This window comes from Micropruina sp., from assembly GCF_027492755.1.
In the GTDB taxonomy this organism is placed as follows: Bacteria; Actinomycetota; Actinomycetes; order Propionibacteriales; family Propionibacteriaceae; genus Micropruina.
Window position 1 is genome coordinate 25,949 of the sequence record NZ_JAPUED010000130.1, and the last position, 19,839, is coordinate 45,787.

18 protein-coding genes are annotated in these 19,839 nt (G+C 69.0%); 15 read left to right on the top strand and 3 right to left on the bottom strand.

What is annotated here, in order from left to right; genetic code table 11:
* Positions 1-22: 22 nt before the first annotated feature.
* The 15 genes from Q0066_RS09470 (at position 23) to Q0066_RS09540 (ending at position 17,291) form a co-directional block, all read left to right on the top strand.
* Positions 23-2,755: a DEAD/DEAH box helicase gene (locus tag Q0066_RS09470; protein ID WP_298132322.1), complete on the top strand. Its 2,733-nt coding sequence runs from the start codon at positions 23-25 to the stop codon at positions 2,753-2,755.
* Between the two features lie 110 nt (positions 2,756-2,865).
* On the top strand, positions 2,866-3,495 hold the full coding sequence (locus tag Q0066_RS09475) for a hypothetical protein (protein ID WP_298132325.1): 630 nt from the start codon (positions 2,866-2,868) through the stop codon (positions 3,493-3,495).
* Positions 3,492-4,013 (top strand): OmpA family protein, encoded by a 522-nt coding sequence (locus Q0066_RS09480; RefSeq protein ID WP_298132327.1) that lies wholly within the window; start codon positions 3,492-3,494, stop codon positions 4,011-4,013. Before Q0066_RS09475 ends, Q0066_RS09480 begins: the two co-directional genes overlap by 4 nt.
* A gap of 31 nt (positions 4,014-4,044) precedes the next feature.
* Positions 4,045-4,824, top strand: a complete 780-nt coding sequence (hisF, locus tag Q0066_RS09485) for an imidazole glycerol phosphate synthase subunit HisF (RefSeq protein ID WP_298132329.1) — start codon at positions 4,045-4,047, stop codon at positions 4,822-4,824.
* A 77-nt stretch (positions 4,825-4,901) separates the two neighbouring features.
* Positions 4,902-5,297 carry an HIT family protein gene (locus tag Q0066_RS09490; protein ID WP_298132331.1) on the top strand — a complete coding sequence of 132 codons (396 nt, stop codon included), beginning with the start codon at positions 4,902-4,904 and terminating at the stop codon, positions 5,295-5,297.
* A gap of 188 nt (positions 5,298-5,485) precedes the next feature.
* Positions 5,486-7,279: an acetolactate synthase large subunit gene (locus Q0066_RS09495; RefSeq protein ID WP_298132332.1), complete on the top strand. Its 1,794-nt coding sequence runs from the start codon at positions 5,486-5,488 to the stop codon at positions 7,277-7,279.
* The gene (gene ilvN / locus Q0066_RS09500; RefSeq protein ID WP_298132334.1) at positions 7,276-7,812 is read left to right on the top strand and encodes an acetolactate synthase small subunit; all 537 of its coding nucleotides are present in this window, start codon (positions 7,276-7,278) and stop codon (positions 7,810-7,812) included. The genes Q0066_RS09495 and ilvN overlap by 4 nt, the downstream gene beginning before the upstream one ends.
* Before the next feature lie 16 nt (positions 7,813-7,828).
* Positions 7,829-8,857 carry a ketol-acid reductoisomerase gene (gene ilvC / locus Q0066_RS09505; RefSeq protein WP_298132336.1) on the top strand — a complete coding sequence of 343 codons (1,029 nt, stop codon included), beginning with the start codon at positions 7,829-7,831 and terminating at the stop codon, positions 8,855-8,857.
* A 302-nt stretch (positions 8,858-9,159) separates the two neighbouring features.
* Positions 9,160-10,410 (top strand): inorganic phosphate transporter, encoded by a 1,251-nt coding sequence (locus tag Q0066_RS09510; protein ID WP_366521511.1) that lies wholly within the window; start codon positions 9,160-9,162, stop codon positions 10,408-10,410.
* 13 nt (positions 10,411-10,423) lie between these two features.
* Positions 10,424-10,714, top strand: coding sequence for a hypothetical protein (locus Q0066_RS09515; protein ID WP_298132338.1), 291 nt, complete (start codon positions 10,424-10,426; stop codon positions 10,712-10,714).
* Positions 10,715-10,728: 14 nt separating this feature from the next.
* Positions 10,729-11,394 carry a DUF3349 domain-containing protein gene (locus Q0066_RS09520; RefSeq protein WP_298132340.1) on the top strand — a complete coding sequence of 222 codons (666 nt, stop codon included), beginning with the start codon at positions 10,729-10,731 and terminating at the stop codon, positions 11,392-11,394.
* A 113-nt stretch (positions 11,395-11,507) separates the two neighbouring features.
* Positions 11,508-13,910, top strand: coding sequence for an HAD-IC family P-type ATPase (locus Q0066_RS09525; protein ID WP_298132383.1), 2,403 nt, complete (start codon positions 11,508-11,510; stop codon positions 13,908-13,910).
* Positions 13,911-14,064: 154 nt separating this feature from the next.
* The gene (locus Q0066_RS09530) at positions 14,065-14,775 is read left to right on the top strand and encodes a FadR/GntR family transcriptional regulator (RefSeq protein ID WP_298132342.1); all 711 of its coding nucleotides are present in this window, start codon (positions 14,065-14,067) and stop codon (positions 14,773-14,775) included.
* Between the two features lie 182 nt (positions 14,776-14,957).
* Complete coding sequence (locus Q0066_RS09535) at positions 14,958-16,376, top strand: four-carbon acid sugar kinase family protein (RefSeq protein ID WP_298132344.1); 1,419 nt, start codon at positions 14,958-14,960, stop codon at positions 16,374-16,376.
* Positions 16,377-16,388: 12 nt separating this feature from the next.
* Positions 16,389-17,291, top strand: coding sequence for an NAD(P)-dependent oxidoreductase (locus tag Q0066_RS09540; protein ID WP_298132346.1), 903 nt, complete (start codon positions 16,389-16,391; stop codon positions 17,289-17,291).
* A gap of 89 nt (positions 17,292-17,380) precedes the next feature.
* On the opposite strand, the gene Q0066_RS09545 is transcribed toward Q0066_RS09540, so the two are convergent.
* From Q0066_RS09545 to Q0066_RS09555, 3 genes are all read right to left on the bottom strand, one after another.
* Positions 17,381-18,430 carry a 3-isopropylmalate dehydrogenase gene (locus tag Q0066_RS09545; RefSeq protein WP_298132348.1) on the bottom strand — a complete coding sequence of 350 codons (1,050 nt, stop codon included), beginning with the start codon at positions 18,428-18,430 and terminating at the stop codon, positions 17,381-17,383.
* Positions 18,431-18,584: 154 nt separating this feature from the next.
* Complete coding sequence (locus tag Q0066_RS09550; RefSeq protein ID WP_298132350.1) at positions 18,585-19,538, bottom strand: Clp protease N-terminal domain-containing protein; 954 nt, start codon at positions 19,536-19,538, stop codon at positions 18,585-18,587.
* Positions 19,535-19,777 carry a hypothetical protein gene (locus Q0066_RS09555; protein ID WP_298132351.1) on the bottom strand — a complete coding sequence of 81 codons (243 nt, stop codon included), beginning with the start codon at positions 19,775-19,777 and terminating at the stop codon, positions 19,535-19,537. Before Q0066_RS09555 ends, Q0066_RS09550 begins: the two co-directional genes overlap by 4 nt.
* Positions 19,778-19,839 lie beyond the last annotated feature (62 nt).

Here is a 19,839-nt window from a genome sequence, read left to right on the forward strand (position 1 = left end):
GGGGCGCGGTAGGTTGGCGGCGATGAACACCGACACCGGGAACCTGTTGCGAGCCTTCGCCTCCGGCTACGGCTTTCCCCTGGACACCTACCAGTTGGACGCCTGCCGGTATGTCGAGGACGGCTCGGGGGTGCTGGTCGCGGCGCCCACCGGGGCCGGCAAGACGGTGGTGGGGGAGTTCGCGGTATTCCTCGCCCTGCAGCGCGGCACCAAGTGCTTCTACACCACGCCGATCAAGGCGCTGAGCAACCAGAAGTACCACGACCTGGTCGAGCGGCACGGGGCCGAGAACGTCGGGCTGCTGACCGGCGACGTGACGATCAACGGTGAGGCGTCGGTGGTGGTGATGACCACCGAGGTGCTGCGCAACATGATCTACGCCAACTCACCGACGCTGCGCCGACTGGGTTTCGTGGTGATGGACGAGGTGCACTACCTGGCCGACCGGTTCCGCGGCGCGGTCTGGGAAGAGGTGATCATCGGGCTGGCCGAATCGGTCCAGGTGGTCTCGCTGAGTGCCACCGTGAGCAACGCCGAGGAGTTCGGGGCTTGGCTCGACGAGGTCCGGGGCGATGTGAAGATCGTGGTGTCCGAGCGGCGTCCGGTGCCGCTGTTCCAGCACGTGATGGCCGGACGCCGGCTCTACGACCTGTTCGACGCCGAGGCACCCACCGCGACACCGCTGCCCGCCGGCCAGGTCGACGTGAACCCGGAGTTGCTGCGGCTGGCGAAAGAGGAGTCGCGCAACGTCCGCGACGACTCCCGGAAGATGCGCAACCGGCGCACCCGCAACGCGATCGAGAAGCGGAGCCCGCGCTCGTCGCTGGTGCCCCGCCGGGACGCCACCGTCGAGCGGCTGGACGCCGAGGGCCTGCTGCCGGCGATCTTCTTCATCTTCAGCCGGGCCGGCTGTGACGCGGCCGTCGGCCAGTTGATGCACTCCGGGCTCCGGCTGACCAATTCCGCCGAACGTCGCGAACTCGAGGCGATCGCCGCCACCCACATCGAGGGCTTGTCGCCGTCCGATCTGGACGCCCTCGACTACGGGAGCTTCCTGTCGGCGTTCCGCAACGGCATCGCAGCCCACCATGCGGGGCTGCTGCCCGCCTTCAAGGAGTGCGTCGAGGAGGCGTTCGTCCGCGGCCTGGTCAAGGTGGTGTTCGCCACCGAAACCCTGGCGCTGGGCATCAACATGCCGGCTCGCAGCGTGGTGCTGGAACGGCTGGTCAAGTACAACGGCGAGAGCCACGCCCCGATCACGCCCGGCGAATACACCCAGCTGACCGGACGCGCCGGACGCCGCGGCATCGACGTCGAGGGCCACGCGGTGGTGCTGTGGCAGACCGGAATGGATCCGCGTGCCGTCGCCGGCCTGGCCTCCCGGCGCACCTATCCGCTGCGCTCGTCGTTCGCGCCCACCTACAACATGGCGGTCAACCTGGTCGGATCGGTCGGACGCGAACGCGCCCGAGTGCTGCTGGAACAGTCGTTCGCCCAGTACCAGTCGGATCGCGGGGTGGTCGGACTCGCCCGCTCCATCGCCCGGACCAACGAACAGATCGCCGGCTACCTGGCCCAAGCCGCCTGTGACAAGGGCGATTTCGTGGAGTACGCCCGGCTGCGTGCCGAGATCTCCGCACTGGAGGCCGAGGCGGCCCGCAGCCGCAAGGCGGATCGCCGCGCCGAGTCGCTCAGTGTGCTGCTCGAGTTGCGACCCGGCGACATCCTGCGGGTGCCGTCCGGACGGCACACCGGCTGGGCGGTGGTGGTCGATCCTGGCCTGGCCAAGGGCGATCCGAGCCCGATGGTGATGACCGAGCAACGCCAGTTGAAGCGGCTGTCGCTGGTCGACTTCCCGACCCCGCCGGTGGTGGCCGGACGGATGCGGGTGCCGAAGCACTTCGACCCCCGCCAGCCGGCGTCCCGGCGCAACCTGTCGGCGGCGTTCCGCTCCAAGCTGGCCGAGATCGACCTGACCCAGCCCCGCTACTCGCCGTCCGCCATGGACGAAGAGGTGGCCGGCCGGATCGCCGATCTGCGCGCCCAGCTGAAGGCGCACCCCTGCCACGACTGCCCGGACCGCGAGAACCACGCCCGCTGGGCCGAGCAGGCGCTGCGGCTGGAGCGGGAGAACGCCGGACGGCAACGCCAGGCCGACCGTCGCACCAACACCATCGCGGTGCGGTTCGACCGGATCTGTTCGGTGCTGGAGTCGCTGGGCTACCTGACCGAAGGCGGCACCGAGGTCACCGACGCCGGACGGAAACTGGCCCGGATCTACGCCGAACTCGACCTGGTCAGCGCCGAATGCATCCGTGCCGGCGTCTTCGACGGGCTCTCGGCGCCACAGCTGGCGGCCGTGCTGTCGTCAGTCGTCTTCGAGGCCCGGGGCGGCGACCGGCGCCGTCCGCCCCGAATGCCCGACCGGGCGTCCGAGGTGGCGCAACAGGAACTCCGCCGGGTCTGGCGCGACGTGGGACTGACCGAACGCGATCACCGCCTGGAGCGTGGTCCCGAACCCGACATCGGCTTCGCCGAGCCGATCCACGGCTGGGCGTCCGGACGCCCGCTCGGCGACGTGCTGGACGAATCCGGGCTCACCGCCGGCGACTTCGTCCGCTGGGCCCGCCAGGTGGTCGACTTCGCCGGCCAGGTCGCCCAAGCGGCCGGACCCGGGCCGCTGCGCACCACCTGCCGCGAGGTGATCGATCGGGTCCGCCGTGGGGTGGTGGACGCCGCACCGCTGGAGGACTGAACGGCTCGACCTCTCCACGCCGCGGAGTTATCCACAGCCGACAGGGCTGGAACCGGTCGACAACGCCATCGACATCTACGGTAAGGGCTCCCCGAACGAGGAGGCTCGTCATGCGCATTCTGCTGTCCACCCTGGTTGCCTGCCTGCTCCCGCTGGCCGGCTGCACGATCGGCAACACACCGAGCCAGTCGCCAGCCGCCAGCGAGTCGACAGCACCAGAGACCGCGACCCCGGCGACCACGGCCAGCGCCCCGCCGAGTTCGACTGCGGGCGAGCTTCCGGTGATCGAGGTCCGGAAGGGAACCGCAAACTCGGAGCCGGCCACGATCGCACTCAACGAGGTCGCCGTCCGCGATGGCGTCACGAATGTCACCTTCACGCTGACCAACGCGTATGCGTCGACAGGCACCGCGGACCGTCACAAGATCCAGTTGAAGGCGGGCATGTTCGGAGACGGACAGGCAGCCACCGATCCGGCCACCGGCGAGGCGATGACGGACGACCGGTACACCGTCGATGGGGTCTACCTGATCGACGGGGTGAACAAGCTGCGCTATCTGCCGGCCCGCGATTCTTCCGGCATCTGTGTCTGTTCAAGGGCGGACTCGTCCACGTTTCTCGCGCCCGGCCAGTCGTACACCTTCAGCGTCACGTTCAAAGCCATCCCCGAAGGGGTCGAGACCGTCGGTGTGAGCATTCCGATCGCAGGCACCTTCAGCAAGGTTCCGGTGCAACGGTGAGGCGCCCGGTCGTCGGTCTGATCGTGGTGCTGCTGCTCCCGGTGACGGGGGCCCGGGCGGAGACCACGGCACCCACGCCCGAGCCCGGCACGGCCGGTCAGGCACTGCCGATGGAGCTACCCACCCGCGAGATCACCTTTCCGGTGGCGAGCCTGGACGGCTCGATGGTCGAGAACGGCCGCACCATCACGCTGCGGGCGGATGTCTTCTTCGCCTACAACAAGGCGACGCTGAACGCCAAGGCCGGCTCGGCACTGCGGCGGGCAGCGGCGAAGCTGGACGAACTCGGCGCGATCAAGGTCAGGGTTGCCGGGCACACCGACAGCAAGGGCAGCGCGAGCTACAACCGAAGGCTGTCCCAGCGCCGCGCCGAAGCCGTCCGCACAGCACTGCTGGCGCGGTTGCCGCAGCTGGCCGTCACGGCGAAGGGCTACGGGGAGAGCAAACCGGTCGCGACCAACGAGACCGGCAAGGGCCGGGCTCTCAACCGCCGGGTGGTCATCACCGTCACCGACTGAACGCTGCGCGGGTCCCGCTACGCTGCCTGTCATGAGCGTCGCCATCCGAGTCATCCCCTGCCTCGACGTCCACGACGGCCGGGTGGTGAAGGGCGTCAACTTCCTCAACCTGCGGGACGCCGGCGACCCGGTCGAGTTGGCCGCCGCCTACGGCGAACAGGGTGCCGACGAGTTGACCTTCCTGGACATCTCCGCGTCGGCGCAGGGCCGGGAAACCACCCACGACATGGTGCGCCGCACCGCCGAGACGGTGTTCATTCCGCTGTGCGTGGGTGGGGGAGTGCGCGGTGTCGACGACGTCGACGTGCTGCTGCGCACCGGCGCGGACAAGGTCGGCATCAACACCGGCGCGATCAGCCGTCCGCAGGCGATCGACGAGATCACCCAGCGGTTCGGCAACCAGGTGCTGGTGCTCTCCCTGGACGCCCGCCGCGAGGCCGGGCAGCCGTCCGGCTTCGGCGTCACCACGCACGGCGGACGGAAATCCGCCGGCCTGGACGCCATCGCCTGGGTCAAGGAGGCCGTCGACCGCGGTGCGGGGGAGATCCTGCTCAACTCGATGGACGCCGACGGCACCACCGCCGGCTTCGACCTGGAGATGATCGAGGCCGTCCGCAAGGTGGTGGACGTCCCGGTGATCGCCTCGGGCGGCGCCGGCACCGTCGAGCATTTCGTGGACGCCGCCCGGGCCGGCGCGGACGCGGTGCTCGCCGCGTCCGTGTTCCACTACGGCACGCTCAGCATCGCCGAGGTGAAGCAGGCGCTCGCCGAAGCCGGCTTCCCGGTGCGACTGCCGATCAACGCCGGCTGAGCTCGCTCGTCGGCTGAGCATGTCGAAACCCTGAGGATCTCGACAAGCTCGATCAACGGTGGCACTAGATTCGCCCTATGGCCTGCCTGTTCTGCTCCATCGTCGCCGGCGACATTCCGGCCCGCCGGATCTACGAAGACGACAAGGCGATCGCCTTTCTCGACATCAACCCGTGGAAGCGCGGGCACACCCTGGTCATCCCACGTCGGCACGTCGACGACCTGCTGAGCGCCGACGAGGCGCTCACCGAGATCGCGCCGGCCGTCACCGCCACCGCCCGGCTGCTCACCGAGCGGCTCGGTGCGGACGGGATGAACCTGCTCTCCAACGCCGGTGCGGTCGCCGGCCAGGAGGTCTTCCACCTGCATCTGCACCTGGTGCCGCGCTACGCCGACGACCCGGGCATGCGCGCCCTGTTCGACCGGGACACCACGATCGACCTCGACGAGGTGCAGGCGGCTCTCAGCTCCTGACCCGGTGACCAGCCGGAACGCCGAATCCGGTCCACATCCTGAAAACGCTGGTCCGAGAGTTGACACAGTCGGGCCCGCGGGCGAAAACTGTCCACGTGCGGATCTTCTTCCTCGTACTTTCGTGAGCGTGTCAGCCGACTAGTCGACCGACACGCACCCTCGCCTGCCGACGCAGCGAGGGTTTTTTCATGCAAGAGGAACCGCGACCAAACACCCGCAGAAAGGGGACTGAGATGTCCGACACCATCGCACCACCACTGCTGACCGGGGCCGAATCCCTTGTCGAGTCCTTGGAGCGGGTGGGTGTAGAGGTCATCTTCGGCATCCCCGGCGGCGCGATCCTGCCCGCCTACGATCCGCTCGGTCAGTCCAAGCTGATCCGGCACATCCTGGTCCGCCACGAGCAGGGCGCGGGCCATGCCGCCGAGGGCTACGCCCTGGCCACCGGCAGGGTCGGGGTCTGCATGGCGACGTCCGGCCCGGGCGCGACCAACCTGGTCACCGCCATCGCCGACGCCTACATGGACTCCGTCCCGATCGTCGCGATCACCGGCCAGGTGGCCAGCGCCGCGATCGGCACCGACGCCTTCCAGGAAGCCGACATCCGCGGCATCACCTTTCCGGTCACCAAGCACAGCTTCCTGGTCACCCACGCCGAGGACATCCCCGGCGCGATCGCAGCCGCCTTCCACATCGCCAAGTCCGGACGCCCCGGCCCCGTCCTGGTCGACATCGCCAAGGACGCTCTGTCCAACACCGCGCCGTTCAACTGGCCCGAGGTGATCGACCTGCCCGGCTACCACCCGGTCACCCAGCCGCACGTCAAGCAGATCCGCGAAGCCGCCCGGCTGATCGCCGAGTCCAGCCGGCCCGTGCTCTACGTGGGCGGCGGCGTGGTCAAGGCCGAAGCCGCCGAGGACCTGGCGAAGCTGGTCGAGATCACCGGCGTCCCGGTGGTCACCACCCTGATGGCCCGCGGCGTGTTCCCGGACAGCCACGAGCTGCACATGGGCATGCCCGGCATGCACGGTTCGGTCTCGGCCGTCGGTGCGCTGCAGAAGGCCGACCTGCTGGTCGCTCTGGGCACCCGTTTCGACGACCGGGTCACCGGCCGGCTGGACTCGTTCGCGCCCGGCGCCAAGGTCATCCACGCCGACATCGACCCGGCCGAGATCTCCAAGAACCGGATCGCCGACGTCCCGATCGTGGGCGACGTGAAGCAGGTGATCGCCGAGCTGAACGGCGTCCTGCGCGGCGCCGACCTGCCCGACTTCGGCGCCTGGCAGCGCTACCTGATCGGCATCAAGGAGAAGTACCGGGTGCCGACCGAGCCGACCCACGAGGGCATGCTCTCGCCCGAGTACGTGATCAAGCGGGTCGGTGAGCTGACCGGACCGGACGCCTACTACGCCGCCGGCGTCGGCCAGCACCAGATGTGGGCCGCGCACCTGCTGCCGTTCGAGAAGCCGGGCCGCTGGCTGAACTCCGGCGGTGCCGGAACGATGGGCTACTGCGTCCCGGCCGCGATGGGCGCCCAGGTGGGCCGTCCGGACGCGGTGGTGTGGGGCATCGACGGCGACGGCTGCTTCCAGATGACCAACCAGGAGCTGGTCACCTGTGCCCTGGAGGGCATCCCGATAAAGATCGCCGTGATCAACAACCAGAGCCTGGGCATGGTGCGGCAGTGGCAGACCCTGTTCTACGGGCAGCGCTACTCCAACACCGACCTGAAGACGCTGCGCGTCCCGGACTTCCAGAAGCTTGCCGAGGCGATGGGCGCGGTCGGTCTGCGCGCTGAGCATCCCAGCGAGGTGGACGCCGTGATCAACAAGGCGCTGTCGATCACCGACCGGCCCGTCGTGGTCGAGTTCGTGGTGCACAAGGACGCCATGGTCTGGCCGATGGTGGCCGCCGGCACCAGCAACGACGACATCAAGATCGCCAAGGACCTGGCGCCCGACTGGGAGGAAGAAGAACTGTGAGGACGCACACGCTGAGCGTGCTGGTCGAGAACAAGCCGGGTGTCCTGGCCCGGATCGCCGGCCTGTTCGCTCGTCGCGGCTACAACATCGAGTCGCTGGCGGTCGGGCAGACCGAGCGTCCCGAGCTGTCCCGGATCACCCTGCAGGTCGGTGTCGAGAACCAGCAGTTCCTGGAGCAGATCACCAAGCAGCTGAACAAGCTGGTCGAGGTGCTGAAGATCGTCGAACTCGAAGAGAGCGCGGTGCGCCGCGAGCTGGTGCTGATCAAGCTGAAGGCCGATCCGGTCAGCCGCAGCCAGATCATCGAGATCGTCCAGCTGTTCCGCGGCAAGACGGTCGACGTCCAGAACGAGTCGCTGACCATCGAGGCCACCGGTTCGCCTGACAAGCTGGAGGCATTGCTCGAAATGCTCAAGCCCTACGGCGTGCGGGAGCTCGTCCAGTCCGGCCTGGTCGCCCTCGGGCGGGGCAGCAAGTCACTCACCGACCGGTCCAAATCCGACAAGACCCGCACCCCGGTGCGCAACAACTAGTCAGTAAGGAAGACACATGGCAGAGATGTTCTACGACGACGACGCCGACCTTTCGATCATCCAGGGCCGCAAGGTGGCCGTGATCGGCTACGGCTCGCAGGGGCACGCGCACGCGCTGTCGCTGCGCGACTCCGGTGTCGACGTCCGGGTGGGTCTGCGTCCGGGCTCGAAGTCGGCCGCCAAGGCCGAGTCCGAGGGGCTGCGGGTGGTGACGGTCGACCAGGCCGCCGCCGAGGCCGATCTGATCATGATCCTGGCCCCCGACCAGTTCCAGCGCACCATCTACGCCGAGCAGATCGCCCCGAACCTCAACGAGGGTGACGCGCTGTTCTTCGCCCACGGCTTCAACATCCGGTTCGGTTACATCACCCCGCCGGCGGGTGTCGACGTCTGCATGGTCGCTCCGAAGGGCCCGGGTCACCTGGTCCGCCGCGAGTACTCCGAGGGCCGCGGCGTCCCGGTCATCGTGGCCGTCGAGGTGGACGCGTCCGGCCAGGCCTGGCCGTTGGCGCTGTCCTACGCCAAGGCGATCGGCGGCCTGCGTGCCGGCGGCATCAAGACCACCTTCACCGAAGAGACCGAGACCGACCTGTTCGGCGAGCAGGCTGTGCTGTGTGGCGGTGTCTCCAAGCTGGTGCAGACCGGCTTCGAGGTGCTCACCGAGGCCGGCTACCAGCCCGAGGTGGCCTACTTCGAGTGCCTGCACGAGCTGAAGCTGATCGTCGACCTGATGTACGAGGGCGGCATCGCCAAGCAGCGCTGGAGCGTCTCCGACACCGCCGAGTTCGGCGATTACGTGTCCGGCCCGCGGGTCATCGACCCCCGGGTCAAGGAGAACATGAAGGCCGTGCTCAGCGACGTCCAGTCCGGTGCGTTCGCGAAGCGCTTCATCGACGACCAGGACGCCGGCGCGCCCGAGTTCAAGCGCCTGCGGGCCGAGGGCGAGGCGCACCCGATCGAGGCCACCGGCCGCGAGCTGCGCAAGCTGATGGCGTGGGTGAAGAGCCACGACGACGACTACGTCGAAGGCACCGCCGCACGCTGATCGAAGACTTGCCTCCCGGCCAACCGCGGGACGCATGAGGAACGGGCGTCGCTCCCCACAAGGGAGCCGGCGCCCGTTCTGGATTCCGGGCCGAACGTCGGGGGACGGTTCTCTCGCGTGCGTTTTTCACACGTCGGGGGACGGTTCTTGGGCGTGCGTTTTTCGAACGCCGGAGAACCGTCCCCGGGGGTGCGAGTCCGGTCGGGGGCGGACGCTCGGGGGCCGGCACCGGATTTGGCCGAGCCGACCGGCTGATGACACCTTCCGTTAACCTTCGGCGGGCCACTTGTTCACCCGGGGGCGTGAGGCTTCCCGATGTGACACTCGAGTTACTTCTGCTGATCCTGGTTATCGGCACCGCCATTGCGTTCGACTTCACCAATGGCTTCCACGACACCGGCAACGCCATGGCGACCTCGATCGCCACCGGCGCACTCAAGCCGAAAACCGCCGTCGGACTGTCGGCGGTCCTGAACCTGGTCGGCGCGTTCCTCTCCGTCGAGGTCGCACTCACGGTCACCAACGCGGTGGTGAGGCTGCAGAGCTCGAGCGGCGCGCCGAATCCCGAGCTTCTCGCCAACAACGGCCATGAACTGCTGATGATCGTCTTCTGCGGACTCATCGGCGGCATCCTGTGGAACCTGCTCACCTGGCTGCTGGGCCTGCCGTCCAGCTCGTCGCACGCCCTGTTCGGCGGTTTGATCGGCTCCACCGCTGCTGCCCTGGGCTTCAGCGGCGTCAACTGGATGGGCGACGGCACCAAGCTGGACGGCGTGGTCGGCAAGGTCATCCTGCCGGCCTTCGCGTCCCCGGTCGTCGCAGCACTGGTCGCCACCATCGGCACCTGGCTGGTCTACAAGATCACCACCGGTGTGGCCGAGCGCTACGCCGAGGGCGGTTTCCGCTGGGGCCAGATCGGCACCGCCTCGCTGGTCTCGCTCGCGCACGGCACGAACGACGCCCAGAAGACGATGGGTGTGATCACGCTGGCGCTGATCGCCTACGGCGTCCAGACCGACACCACCACGGTGCCGCTGTGGGTCAAGTTCGCCTGCGCCTTCGCCATCGCGGCCGGCACCTACACCGGCGGCTGGCGGATCATCCGCACCCTGGGCAAGGGCTTGGTCGAGATCTCGGCTCCGCAGGGCATGGCCGCCGAGGCCTCCTCGGCCGCGGTCATCCTGACCTCGAGCCACCTGGGCTTCGCGCTCTCCACCACCCACGTCGCCACCGGCTCGATCCTCGGCTCGGGGCTGGGCAAGCGTGGCGCGGACGTCCGCTGGGGCGTCGCGATGCGCATGGTGCTGGCCTGGTTCATCACCCTGCCGGCGGCGGGTCTGGTCGGCGCGGTCTGCTTCTGGCTCGGCAACGGCATCGGCGGCTACGCGGGCGTCCTGATCGTCTTCGGTGCGCTGGTCGCGCTGACCTTCTGGATGATCGCGCACTCGCGCAAGACCGCGGTGCATGCCGGCAACGTCAACGATGAGTGGCAGCCCGATGCCACGCCGGGCGCGTCCGTCGCGTCGGACGAGACCATCGGCGCCAAGGCCTGAAGGGGGCAACGACATGTTTCAACTGTTCGGTAGCGCAATCGGCCAGGTCGTGGCCGTCTCGATCGTCATCGGCGCCGGCCTGCCGGCACTGTTCGCCTTCGGCGTGCGCGCGCTCGCCCAGGGTGCCGGAGGTTCGGCCGAGGTCAGCGGCGAAGCGGGCAAGCCGATGATGAAGATCGTCGCCTGGATCACCTTCGCCGTGGTGCTGGCGGTGATCGCCATCGGACTGGCGATCATCATCTCGTCCGGGTTCGGCTACAAGGTCTCGTTCGAGCACATCTTCCCGACGTTCATCAAGAAGTAGGAGCAGCACACCCCATGGCTGACCGAACCGGATTGTTCGAGCGGATTCTGCAGTGGCTGCGCGCGGGCTACCCCGACGGGGTTCCGCAGCATGACTACGTGGCCCTGCTGGGCATCCTGCGGCGGTCGCTGACCGAGTCGGAGGTCCAGCAACTGGCCCGCCAGTTGCAGTCCTCGGCCGGGACCGGCGACACCGAGGAGCAGATCAGGGAACTGATCAGGGAAACAGCATTGGAGGAGCCGTCGGAGTCGGACGTGCGTCGAGTCGCCGGTAGACTCGCCCAAGCAGGCTGGCCGTTGGAGGCGTCGGTGGCGGCGCCAACCAGCCAGGAGGGTAGAGGCCAAACCGAGATGTCACGAATCGAGCGAATCGTGAACTGGCTCAAAGGGGGCTATCCGCAGGGAATACCCGAGGCGGACTACGTCCCGCTGCTCGCCGTGCTCCGTCGCAGGCTCAGCCAGGAAGAGATCGACGAACTCGCCGATCGGATCGTCCGCGACGGCCTGGTGCCGGCGGAACGCATCGACGTCGGCGCCGAGTTCCTGCGGGTGACCAACGAGCTGCCCAGTGAAACGGAACTGCAGCGGATCAGCGAGAAGCTGGCCGACCTGGGCATCGATGTGAGCTACGTGCCGCCGGAGTGGGTGCGTTCGAGCCCATCGGCGAATGGCGACGGGTAGCCAACAGCATCACTTGTGCAGCGCAGCGGGGACGGGTCAGTTGACCCGTCCCCGTTGCGCCGTCGGCGGTGAAGGTGCCGCTCCGCGGGTATGGCAGGCTGTCTGAGGTGACCATGGAGACGCGGGCGGCCAACCCTGGACTCAGCCCGGACGAGGTCGCCGACCGGGTCGCCCGGGGGCAGCGCAACGACCTTCCCCCTCGTTCCGGGCGGAGCGCCGCCGACATCGTCAGGGCCAACGTGTTCACCCGGATCAACGGCATCCTGGCCGCACTGCTGATCTGCGTGCTGGCCACCGGCTCCTGGATCAACGCCGCGTTCGGTCTGCTGATCATCGCCAACTCCGCGATCGGCATCATCCAGGAGCTGCGCGCCAAGAAGACCCTCGACAGCCTCGCCGTGGTGGGAGAGGCCCGTCCGCGCATCCGCCGGGAGGGCAGTGCCCGCGAGTACGGCCGCGAGGAGATCGTCCTCGACGACCTGATCGAGGTAGGGCCCGGCGACCAGATCGTGGTCGACGGTGTGGTGGCCGAGTCGGACTACCTGGAGGTCGACGAGTCGCTGCTGACCGGGGAATCCGACCCGGAGCCGAAGCCGCCGGGCAGTGAGGTCCTGTCCGGCAGCTTCGTGGTCTCGGGCAGCGGCACGTACCGTGCGACCAAGGTCGGCAGCGCCTCGTACGCCGCACAGCTGACCGCCGAAGCCGCCCGATTCACCCTGGTGAAGTCGGAGCTCACCCAGGGCATCAACCAGATCCTCAAGGTGATCACCTGGGTGCTGGTGCCGGTGGGCCTGGCGACCGTGTGGGTGCAGCTGTTCCAGGCCGGGCACGACTGGCGGCGCGCCATGCTGGCGATGGCCGGGGCGCTGGTGCCGATGGTCCCCGAAGGGCTGGTGCTGCTGACCGCCGTCGCTTTCGCGCTGGGCGTCGTCCGGCTCGGGCAGCGCAAGTGCCTGGTGCAGGAACTGCCGGCCATCGAGGGCCTGGCCCGGGTGGACGTGGTGTGCGCCGACAAGACCGGCACGCTGACCGAGAACGGCATGAGCTACGGCGAGCTGCGGCTCATCGACGGTGCCGCGGCGTCCGAGGTCGAGGAGGGGCTGCGGCAGTTGGCGGCGTCCGATCCGCGTCCGAACGCGTCGATGCAGGCCGTCGCCGCCGTGTTCCCACCGGCGCAGGACAGCTGGCCGGTGCTCGCCAAGGCGCCGTTCACATCGGCGAAGAAGTGGTCCGGTGCCACCTTCGTCGGTCCGGACGGCGCGGCCGTCAGCTGGGTGATCGGCGCCCCGGACGTGTTGGCCGCGCCCGACTCGGCGGCGGCGTCGGAGGCCGAGCAACTCGCCGCCGGCGGGCTGCGGGTGCTGCTGGTGGGCACGGCCGAGCATCCCGTCGATGATCCGGCGGCGCCTGGAGCGGTGACCGGGCAGGCGCTGGTGGTGCTCAATCAGCGGGTTCGCCCGGACGCCGCCGAGACGCTCGCCTACTTCGCCGACCAGGGCGTGGCGCTGAAGGTGATCTCCGGCGACAATGCCGCCTCGGTGGGCGCGGTGACCAGTTCGCTCGGGGTGGTGTCCGAGTATGCAATCGACGCCCGTACCCTGCCCGCCGACCCCGGCGCGTTCGCCGAGGCCGTCGAGCACAACGACGTCTTCGGACGCGTCACGCCGCACCAGAAGCGTGCCATGGTGGGCGCGTTGCAGGAGCGCGGGCACACGGTGGCGATGACCGGTGACGGCGTCAACGACGTGCTGGCATTGAAGGACGCGGACCTCGGTGTTGCGATGGGCTCGGGATCGCCGGCCACCAGGGCGGTCGCCAAGATCGTCCTGCTCGATGACCGGTTCGCCACCCTGCCGCACGTGGTGGCCGAGGGCCGCCGGGTGATCGGCAACATCGAGCGGGTGGCGAACCTGTTCCTCACCAAGACCATCTATTCGGCACTGCTGGCGTTGTTCGTGGTGCTGTGGCGGGTGCCGTTCCCGTACCTGCCGATCCACATCACGATCACCGGCTGGTTCACCATCGGCATCCCGGCCTTCCTGCTGTCCCTGGCGCCGAACACGGAGCGAGCCCGTCCCGGCTTCGTCGAGCGGGTGCTGCGGCTCGGCATCCCGGCCGGGGTGATCGTCGCGGTGGCGACCTTCGTCACCTACCTGCTGGTGCTGCCGGCGCCCGGAGCGGGTGAGGTGGCGTCGCGGCAGGCCACGACCGCGACGCTGGCCTGCATGATCGTCGCCGCCACCTGGGTGCTGGCGGTGGTGGCGCGTCCCTACCAATGGTGGAAGGTGGCGCTGGTGCTGGTCTCCGGGCTGGCCTATCTGCTGATCTTCAGTTGGCCGTTCACCCAGTCGCTGTTCCTGCTCGATGTCGGCAACGCCGGCGCTCTTCGGACGGGTCTGGTCGCCGGGCTGATCGGCGCGGTGTTGATCGAGTTGACCTGGTGGCTGCGCGGCCGGTTCTTCGGTGAGCCGCTGCGGCTGTGGTACCGACGCGAACCGGACGCCCCGGCGTCCTGAGTGCCTGCGCCGCTCCCGTAGGGCCCTCCCTAACTAGTTCTGCCCTCCCGTCGACGGCAGGGCTGAAGTAGTTAGGCAGGGGGTTTCTGGTCGAGAAGGGCGAGTGCGGGTGGCTGATAGGTTCGGTTGCTCAGAGGTCTGAGGAGAGGACGCGATGCGCAGCCGGGTCGACGAGGTGATCGAGTTCATCCTTGCCGCGATCGAGTCCGGGCGGTTCACGATCGACGGGCGGCTGCCCGCCGAGGACGAGTTGGCGCAGCAGGCCGGCGCCAGTCGGTTGACGGTGCGGGAGGCGGTCAAGATCCTGGCCGCGCAGCGGGTTTTGAACCCGGTGCACGGCCGCGGCACGTTCGTGAACCCGATCGGTGCGTGGCTGTCGATCGAGGCGCTGGTGCGGGTGAACCAGGGGAGTCCGGTGGACGTCCTGCTGCAGCTCGTCGAGGTGCGCGGCTACATCGAGATCGGCGCCGCCGAGCATTTCGCACTGGTGGCCACCGACGAACAACTGGCCCGGCTCCGCGCGCATCTCGACGCGATGGTCGCCGCCCACGACGCCACCGATGTGCCGGCGATGGTCGCCGCCGACCTCGCCTTCCACCAGCTCATCCTGGACGGCTGTGACAATCCGTTCATCGCCGCCACCATGCAGCCGCTGAGCCGGGCGTTGGTGGCCGCCCGTCGCGAGACTTCGGCGATCCCGCAGATGCGCGACCACGCGATCGAGGAGCATCGCATGGTGCTCGAGGCGTTGGAGCGACGTGACCCGCGGGCGGCACGCAAGGCGATGCGTTCCCATATGCGGCAGACCGCCGACGACACCCGGACCTACTTCGGCCAGGCCGCCGACAAGGCGTCCATCGCCTGAACGGGCACGAACAATCGGGCACGAACAATCGGGGACGGTTCTTCGGCGTGCGATTTCCGAACGTGAGAGAACCGTCCCCGATGCTCCGTCCCAACGGTCCAAACCCTTGTCCTCAGCGCGGAGGCGTTGTTACAGTCAGCTATCAGACCTCAGAGGTCTGATACTCACCAACGGAGGTGTGGATGATTTCCAGGGACGAACTGCTCGCCGGCCTTCCGCCGGCACGTCCGATCAGCCCTGAGGATGTCCGGACGGCACGGACGCAGGGAGCGCGTCCGCTCATCGTTCTGGACGACGACCCGACCGGTACGCAGTCGGTTGCCGACCTTCCGGTGCTGAACGCGTGGGCGCCGGACGACCTGGAATGGGCCCTCGGCACCGGTGCGGCCGCCGTCTATGTGATGACCAACTCACGCTCCCTGGACCCCGGAGCGGCCGCCCGCTGCAACGTCGAGGTCGTCTCGGCAGCACTCGAGGCGGCTGAGCGGCTCGGCATCGAGGTCGACATCGTCTCCCGCGGCGACTCCACGCTGCGCGGCCACTTTCCGCTCGAACCCGACACCATCCGGATGACGCTCGCCGAGCACGGCATCGGCGTCGACGGCGTCGTCGTGGTGCCCGCCTTCGGCGATGCAGGGCGGATCACGGTGAACTCGGTGCATTACGCCGGCAGTGATGCCGCCGGCTACCTGCCGGTGGGGGAGACCGAGTTCGCCCGCGACGCCACCTTCGGCTACCGCAGTTCCGACCTGCGCGACTGGGTGGCCGAGAAGACCCGCGGACGTGTTCCGGCCGATCAGGTGGCCACGATCACGCTGAGTGAGCTCCGGTTGGCGTCCGAGTCCGTGGCGGCCACTCTCGACGGTCTGAGCGATGGGCGTCCAGTGGTGGTCGACATCGTGGAGGAGGCCGATCTGCGGGCATTGGCGCTGGCACTGCTGGAGGCACAGGCCCGTGGCAAGCGGTTCGTGTTCCGGGTCGGGCCGCCGTTCGTCCGCGCCATGATCGGCCAAGCCGTCCGTGAACCGCTCACCGCCGAGGATGTCGCGTCGATCCGCCCCGCCGAGTCGGCCAACGGCGGCTTGATCGTGGTCGGCTCGCATGTCGGACTGACCACCCGCCAGCTGGACGCCCTACGCGAACGCCGGGCCCCCGCCGAGTTCGAGATCGATGTGGCCACCGTGCTCACCGACGCTCGCGACGCCCACCTGTCGGACGTGATCGATGCCGTCAGCGATGCGCTGACCAGGGGAAACGCGGTGGTCAGGACCAGCCGGATGCTGGTCGAGGGCGCCGACGGCGACGATTCGCTGCGGATCGCCCGGGCCGTTTCGGACGCCGTGGTGCAGGTGGTGCGCACGGTCCTCGACCGGACGCCGCCACGCTTCGTCATCGCCAAGGGCGGGATCACCTCCTCCGATGTCGCGGCGCGCGGCCTGGAGATCGGCCGGGCGATCGTCCGCGGCCCGATGCTGCCCGGCATCGTTTCGTTGTGGGAACCGATCACCGGACCGGCCCGCGGCGTCCCCTACATCGTCTTCGCCGGCAACGTCGGCGGCGACCAGTCCCTCGCCGACGTGGCCGACAAACTCTCCGACTGAACAGGAATCAACATGAACAACCCCGTGATCGCCGTCCTCGGCCTCGGTGCGATGGGCCTGCCGATGGCCACCCGTCTCGCCGAGAAGTTCACCGTGCGCGGCTTCGACATCAACCCTGAGCGGCTGAGCCTCGGTGCCTCGGCCGGCGTCGCCGCTACCGCGTCCGCTCAGCAGGCGGCGACCGGTGCCGACATCGTCCTGCTCGCGGTGCGCAACAAGGCACAACTCGAGGACGCCCTGTACGGGCCGAACGGTGTCGCCGCCGTGCTGGCACCCGGATCGACGATCCTGCTCACCTCGACGGTCGGCATCGACGCCGTCCGCGAGGTCGCCGGCCGGCTGGCCGCCGACGGACTGCACCTGGTCGACGCGCCGATCTCCGGCGGCCCCGTCCGGGCCGGCACCGGCGACCTGCTGATCACCGTCGGCGCCACCGACGAGGCCTACGCGCTGACGCTCGGCGCGCTCGAGCAGCTGTCCTCGACCCTGGTCCGGATCGGTGCCAAGCCCGGCGATGGCCAGGCGATGAAGACCGTCAACCAGCTGCTCTGCGGGGTGCATATCGCCGCCGGCGCCGAGGCGCTGGCGCTGGCCGACGCCCTCGGGCTCGACACCAAGGTCGCCCTGGAGACCCTCGGGGCAGGTGCCGCCGCGTCCTTCATGCTGGGGGATCGCGGCCCGCGGATGCTGCAGGCCTACGACGAGGGTGGTGCCGAGGTGCGCAGCCGGATCGACATCTTCACCAAGGACATGGGCATCGTCAACGGCGCCGCCCGTTCGGCCGGCCTGGCCACCCCGATCGCCGCCGCCGCCGAAGGACTGTTCCTGATCGCCCAAGCCGCCGGCCAGGCCGCGATGGACGACTCGTCGGTGATCCGGGTGATCGCCCCTGAACGCAAGGGTGGCCGCGGCTGACCCCGCCCATGAAACCCTCCCTAACTACTTCAGCCCTCCCACATGCGGGAGGGCTGAAGTAGTTAGGGAGGGCTATACCGGGTAGGCGTTCAGCTCACGCGGGCGGCGATGGCGTCGCCGACCTCGGAGGTGGAGCGCTTGGCAGCACCGCGCGAGGCGATGTCGGCGTCCACGGCGGCGTCGATCCGGGCGGCGTCGTCGCGGCGTCCGAGGTGATCGAGCAGCAGCGCCATCGACGAGATGGTCGCGGTCGGGTCGGCGATGCCCTGGCCGGCGATGTCCGGGGCCGAGCCGTGCACCGGCTCGAACATGGACGGGAACGCGCCTGAGGGGTTGATGTTGGCCGAAGCGGCCAGGCCGATGCCGCCGGTGACCGCGGCGGCCAGGTCGGTGACGATGTCGCCGAACAGGTTGTCGGTGACGATCACGTCGAAGCGCTGCGGATCCTGCACCAGCATGATCATCGTGGCGTCGACGTGCAGGTAGTCGGTGGTGACCTCCGGGTACTCGGCGGCGACCGCGGTGAAGATCCGGTTCCACAGGCCGCCGGCGTTCACCAGCACGTTGTGCTTGTGCACCAGGGTGACCTTCTTGCGGCGCCGCATGGCCCGCTCGAAGGCGTCCCGGACGACCCGCTCGACACCGCGGGCGGTGTTCACCGAAACCTCGTTGGCCACCTCGAACTCGGTTCCGGTCTGCATCGAACCGCCGACCCCGCAGTACAGGCCCTCGGTGCCCTCACGGACCACGACGAAGTCGATCGGGCCGCGGGCGACCACGGCGTCCGACAGGGGAGTGGTGATGCCCGGGTAGAGCTTGGACGGCCGCAGGTTGACGTAGTGGTCGAAGGCGAAGCGGAGCTTCAGCAGCAGGCCGCGCTCCAGCAGTCCGGACGGGATCGCCTTCGAACCGGGGGCGGCACCCACCGCGCCGAGGATCAGGGCGTCGGCCTGGGCCAGCTCGGCCAGCACCGACTCGGGCAGCACCTCGCCGGTGCGCTGCCAGCGCTCGGCGCCCAGGTCGTAGTGGGTGAAGTCGAAGGCATCGTCCCCGACGACGGCCTTGAGGACCTTCAGGCCTTCGGTGACGACCTCGGGACCGATCCCGTCACCGGGGATCACAGCGATGTTCTGCGGCATGGCGTCACTGTAGAAGTCCGCCCACTGGTTGAGACGCGCGTCTCAGGGAACCCACCGTTGGTCGAGCTTGTCGAGACCCGTTTCGGCTCAGAGGTGAGATCTCGACAAGCTCGATCGACGGGGTCGGAGGAATCTCGACAAGCTCGATCAGCGGTCACTCCGGTTGCCGGTCGGCGATCTCCATTCCGATCCGGTGCGCGGCGTAGAGCATGCCCAACCCGGCGAACCTGGCCGACGCCGGGCCGACGATCCGGCCCAGGAAGCCGAAGCTGCGTTGGCCGGCGGTGTGCACCAACTCGGCGCCGCCGGTCGCGGGCACGATCTCGAAACGGTCGTAGCGCAGGGGCTGCCCGGCGTGCCGGCCGTCCACCATTTCGTGGATCCAGGTGACAACCTCCGATGCGTCCTCAGTCCGGCGGACGTGGTGCATCCGCAGGGTGAGTTCCTTGCGGCCGCGGCGGTGGCGGACGGTCTCGCCGTCCGCGCTCACCTCGGATCGGTGCGGGTCATAGGCCCAGACCGCGAGCAGCGCCGGATCGGCGAGCGCATCCGCGACCACCCGCGGCGGGGCCGACAGGTAGTGCCGGATCCGGTTCGCACTCGACGGCGGCGGCAGCAGGGCGGGGTCGGCGTCGACTCGCTCGACCGCGGCTGTCTCGGGTGCGGACGTCGCCAGTTCGGTGCGCAACTCGTCGGGATCGACGCCGTCGGCGGCGAGCAGTCGCCGGACGACTCCCGAAGGCTCCTCGATCAACGCGCCCAAGGCGGCGGCGGTGCCGTCGCGAAGCGGTGCGTGGTTGACCAGTTCGTGGGCGCGGTCGGTGGCCCGCCAGTCGGCGATGTCGATGTCGCGCGCGGCCCGGGGCGGAGGCAGAACGGACTCGGCGGCGGCGAGGCCGAGCGCGTCCAGGTCGCTGGCCAGTGATTCGCGGACGCGTCGCCGGGCGGTGCTGAGTGAGACGCCGTGCCGTCCGAGGATGCGGGCCGCCTGACCGCCGACAGCGAGCAGGCCCAGGTAGAGATGGTCGATGTCGATCTCGGACACCCGGGTCCGGGCCGCCTCGAGTTGCGCGGCGCCGGCCCATCGACTGGTCAGCAGCATGGTCATCGGTTCGTCCTTCCCCGTAGTTCGGCCGCGACTCTGCGCGCGTACTTCTTGTGCACCGCCTGCCGGGTGACCCCGAGTGCGGCCGCGATCTCGGGCCAGCCGTGGCCCGCCCGCAGTGCCTCCTCGACCTGGGTCAGCTCGAGCATGTCGGTGACCCGGCGCAGCGACGCCACCGCGCGCAGCCCGGACATCGGGTCACTGGTGTCGGACGCGGTACGCGCCACCTCAACGGCAATCATGTGAGCAACTTAGGTTGACATCGCCCGATTGTCAACCCAGGTTGCTTCATGGGGCGTCGGGC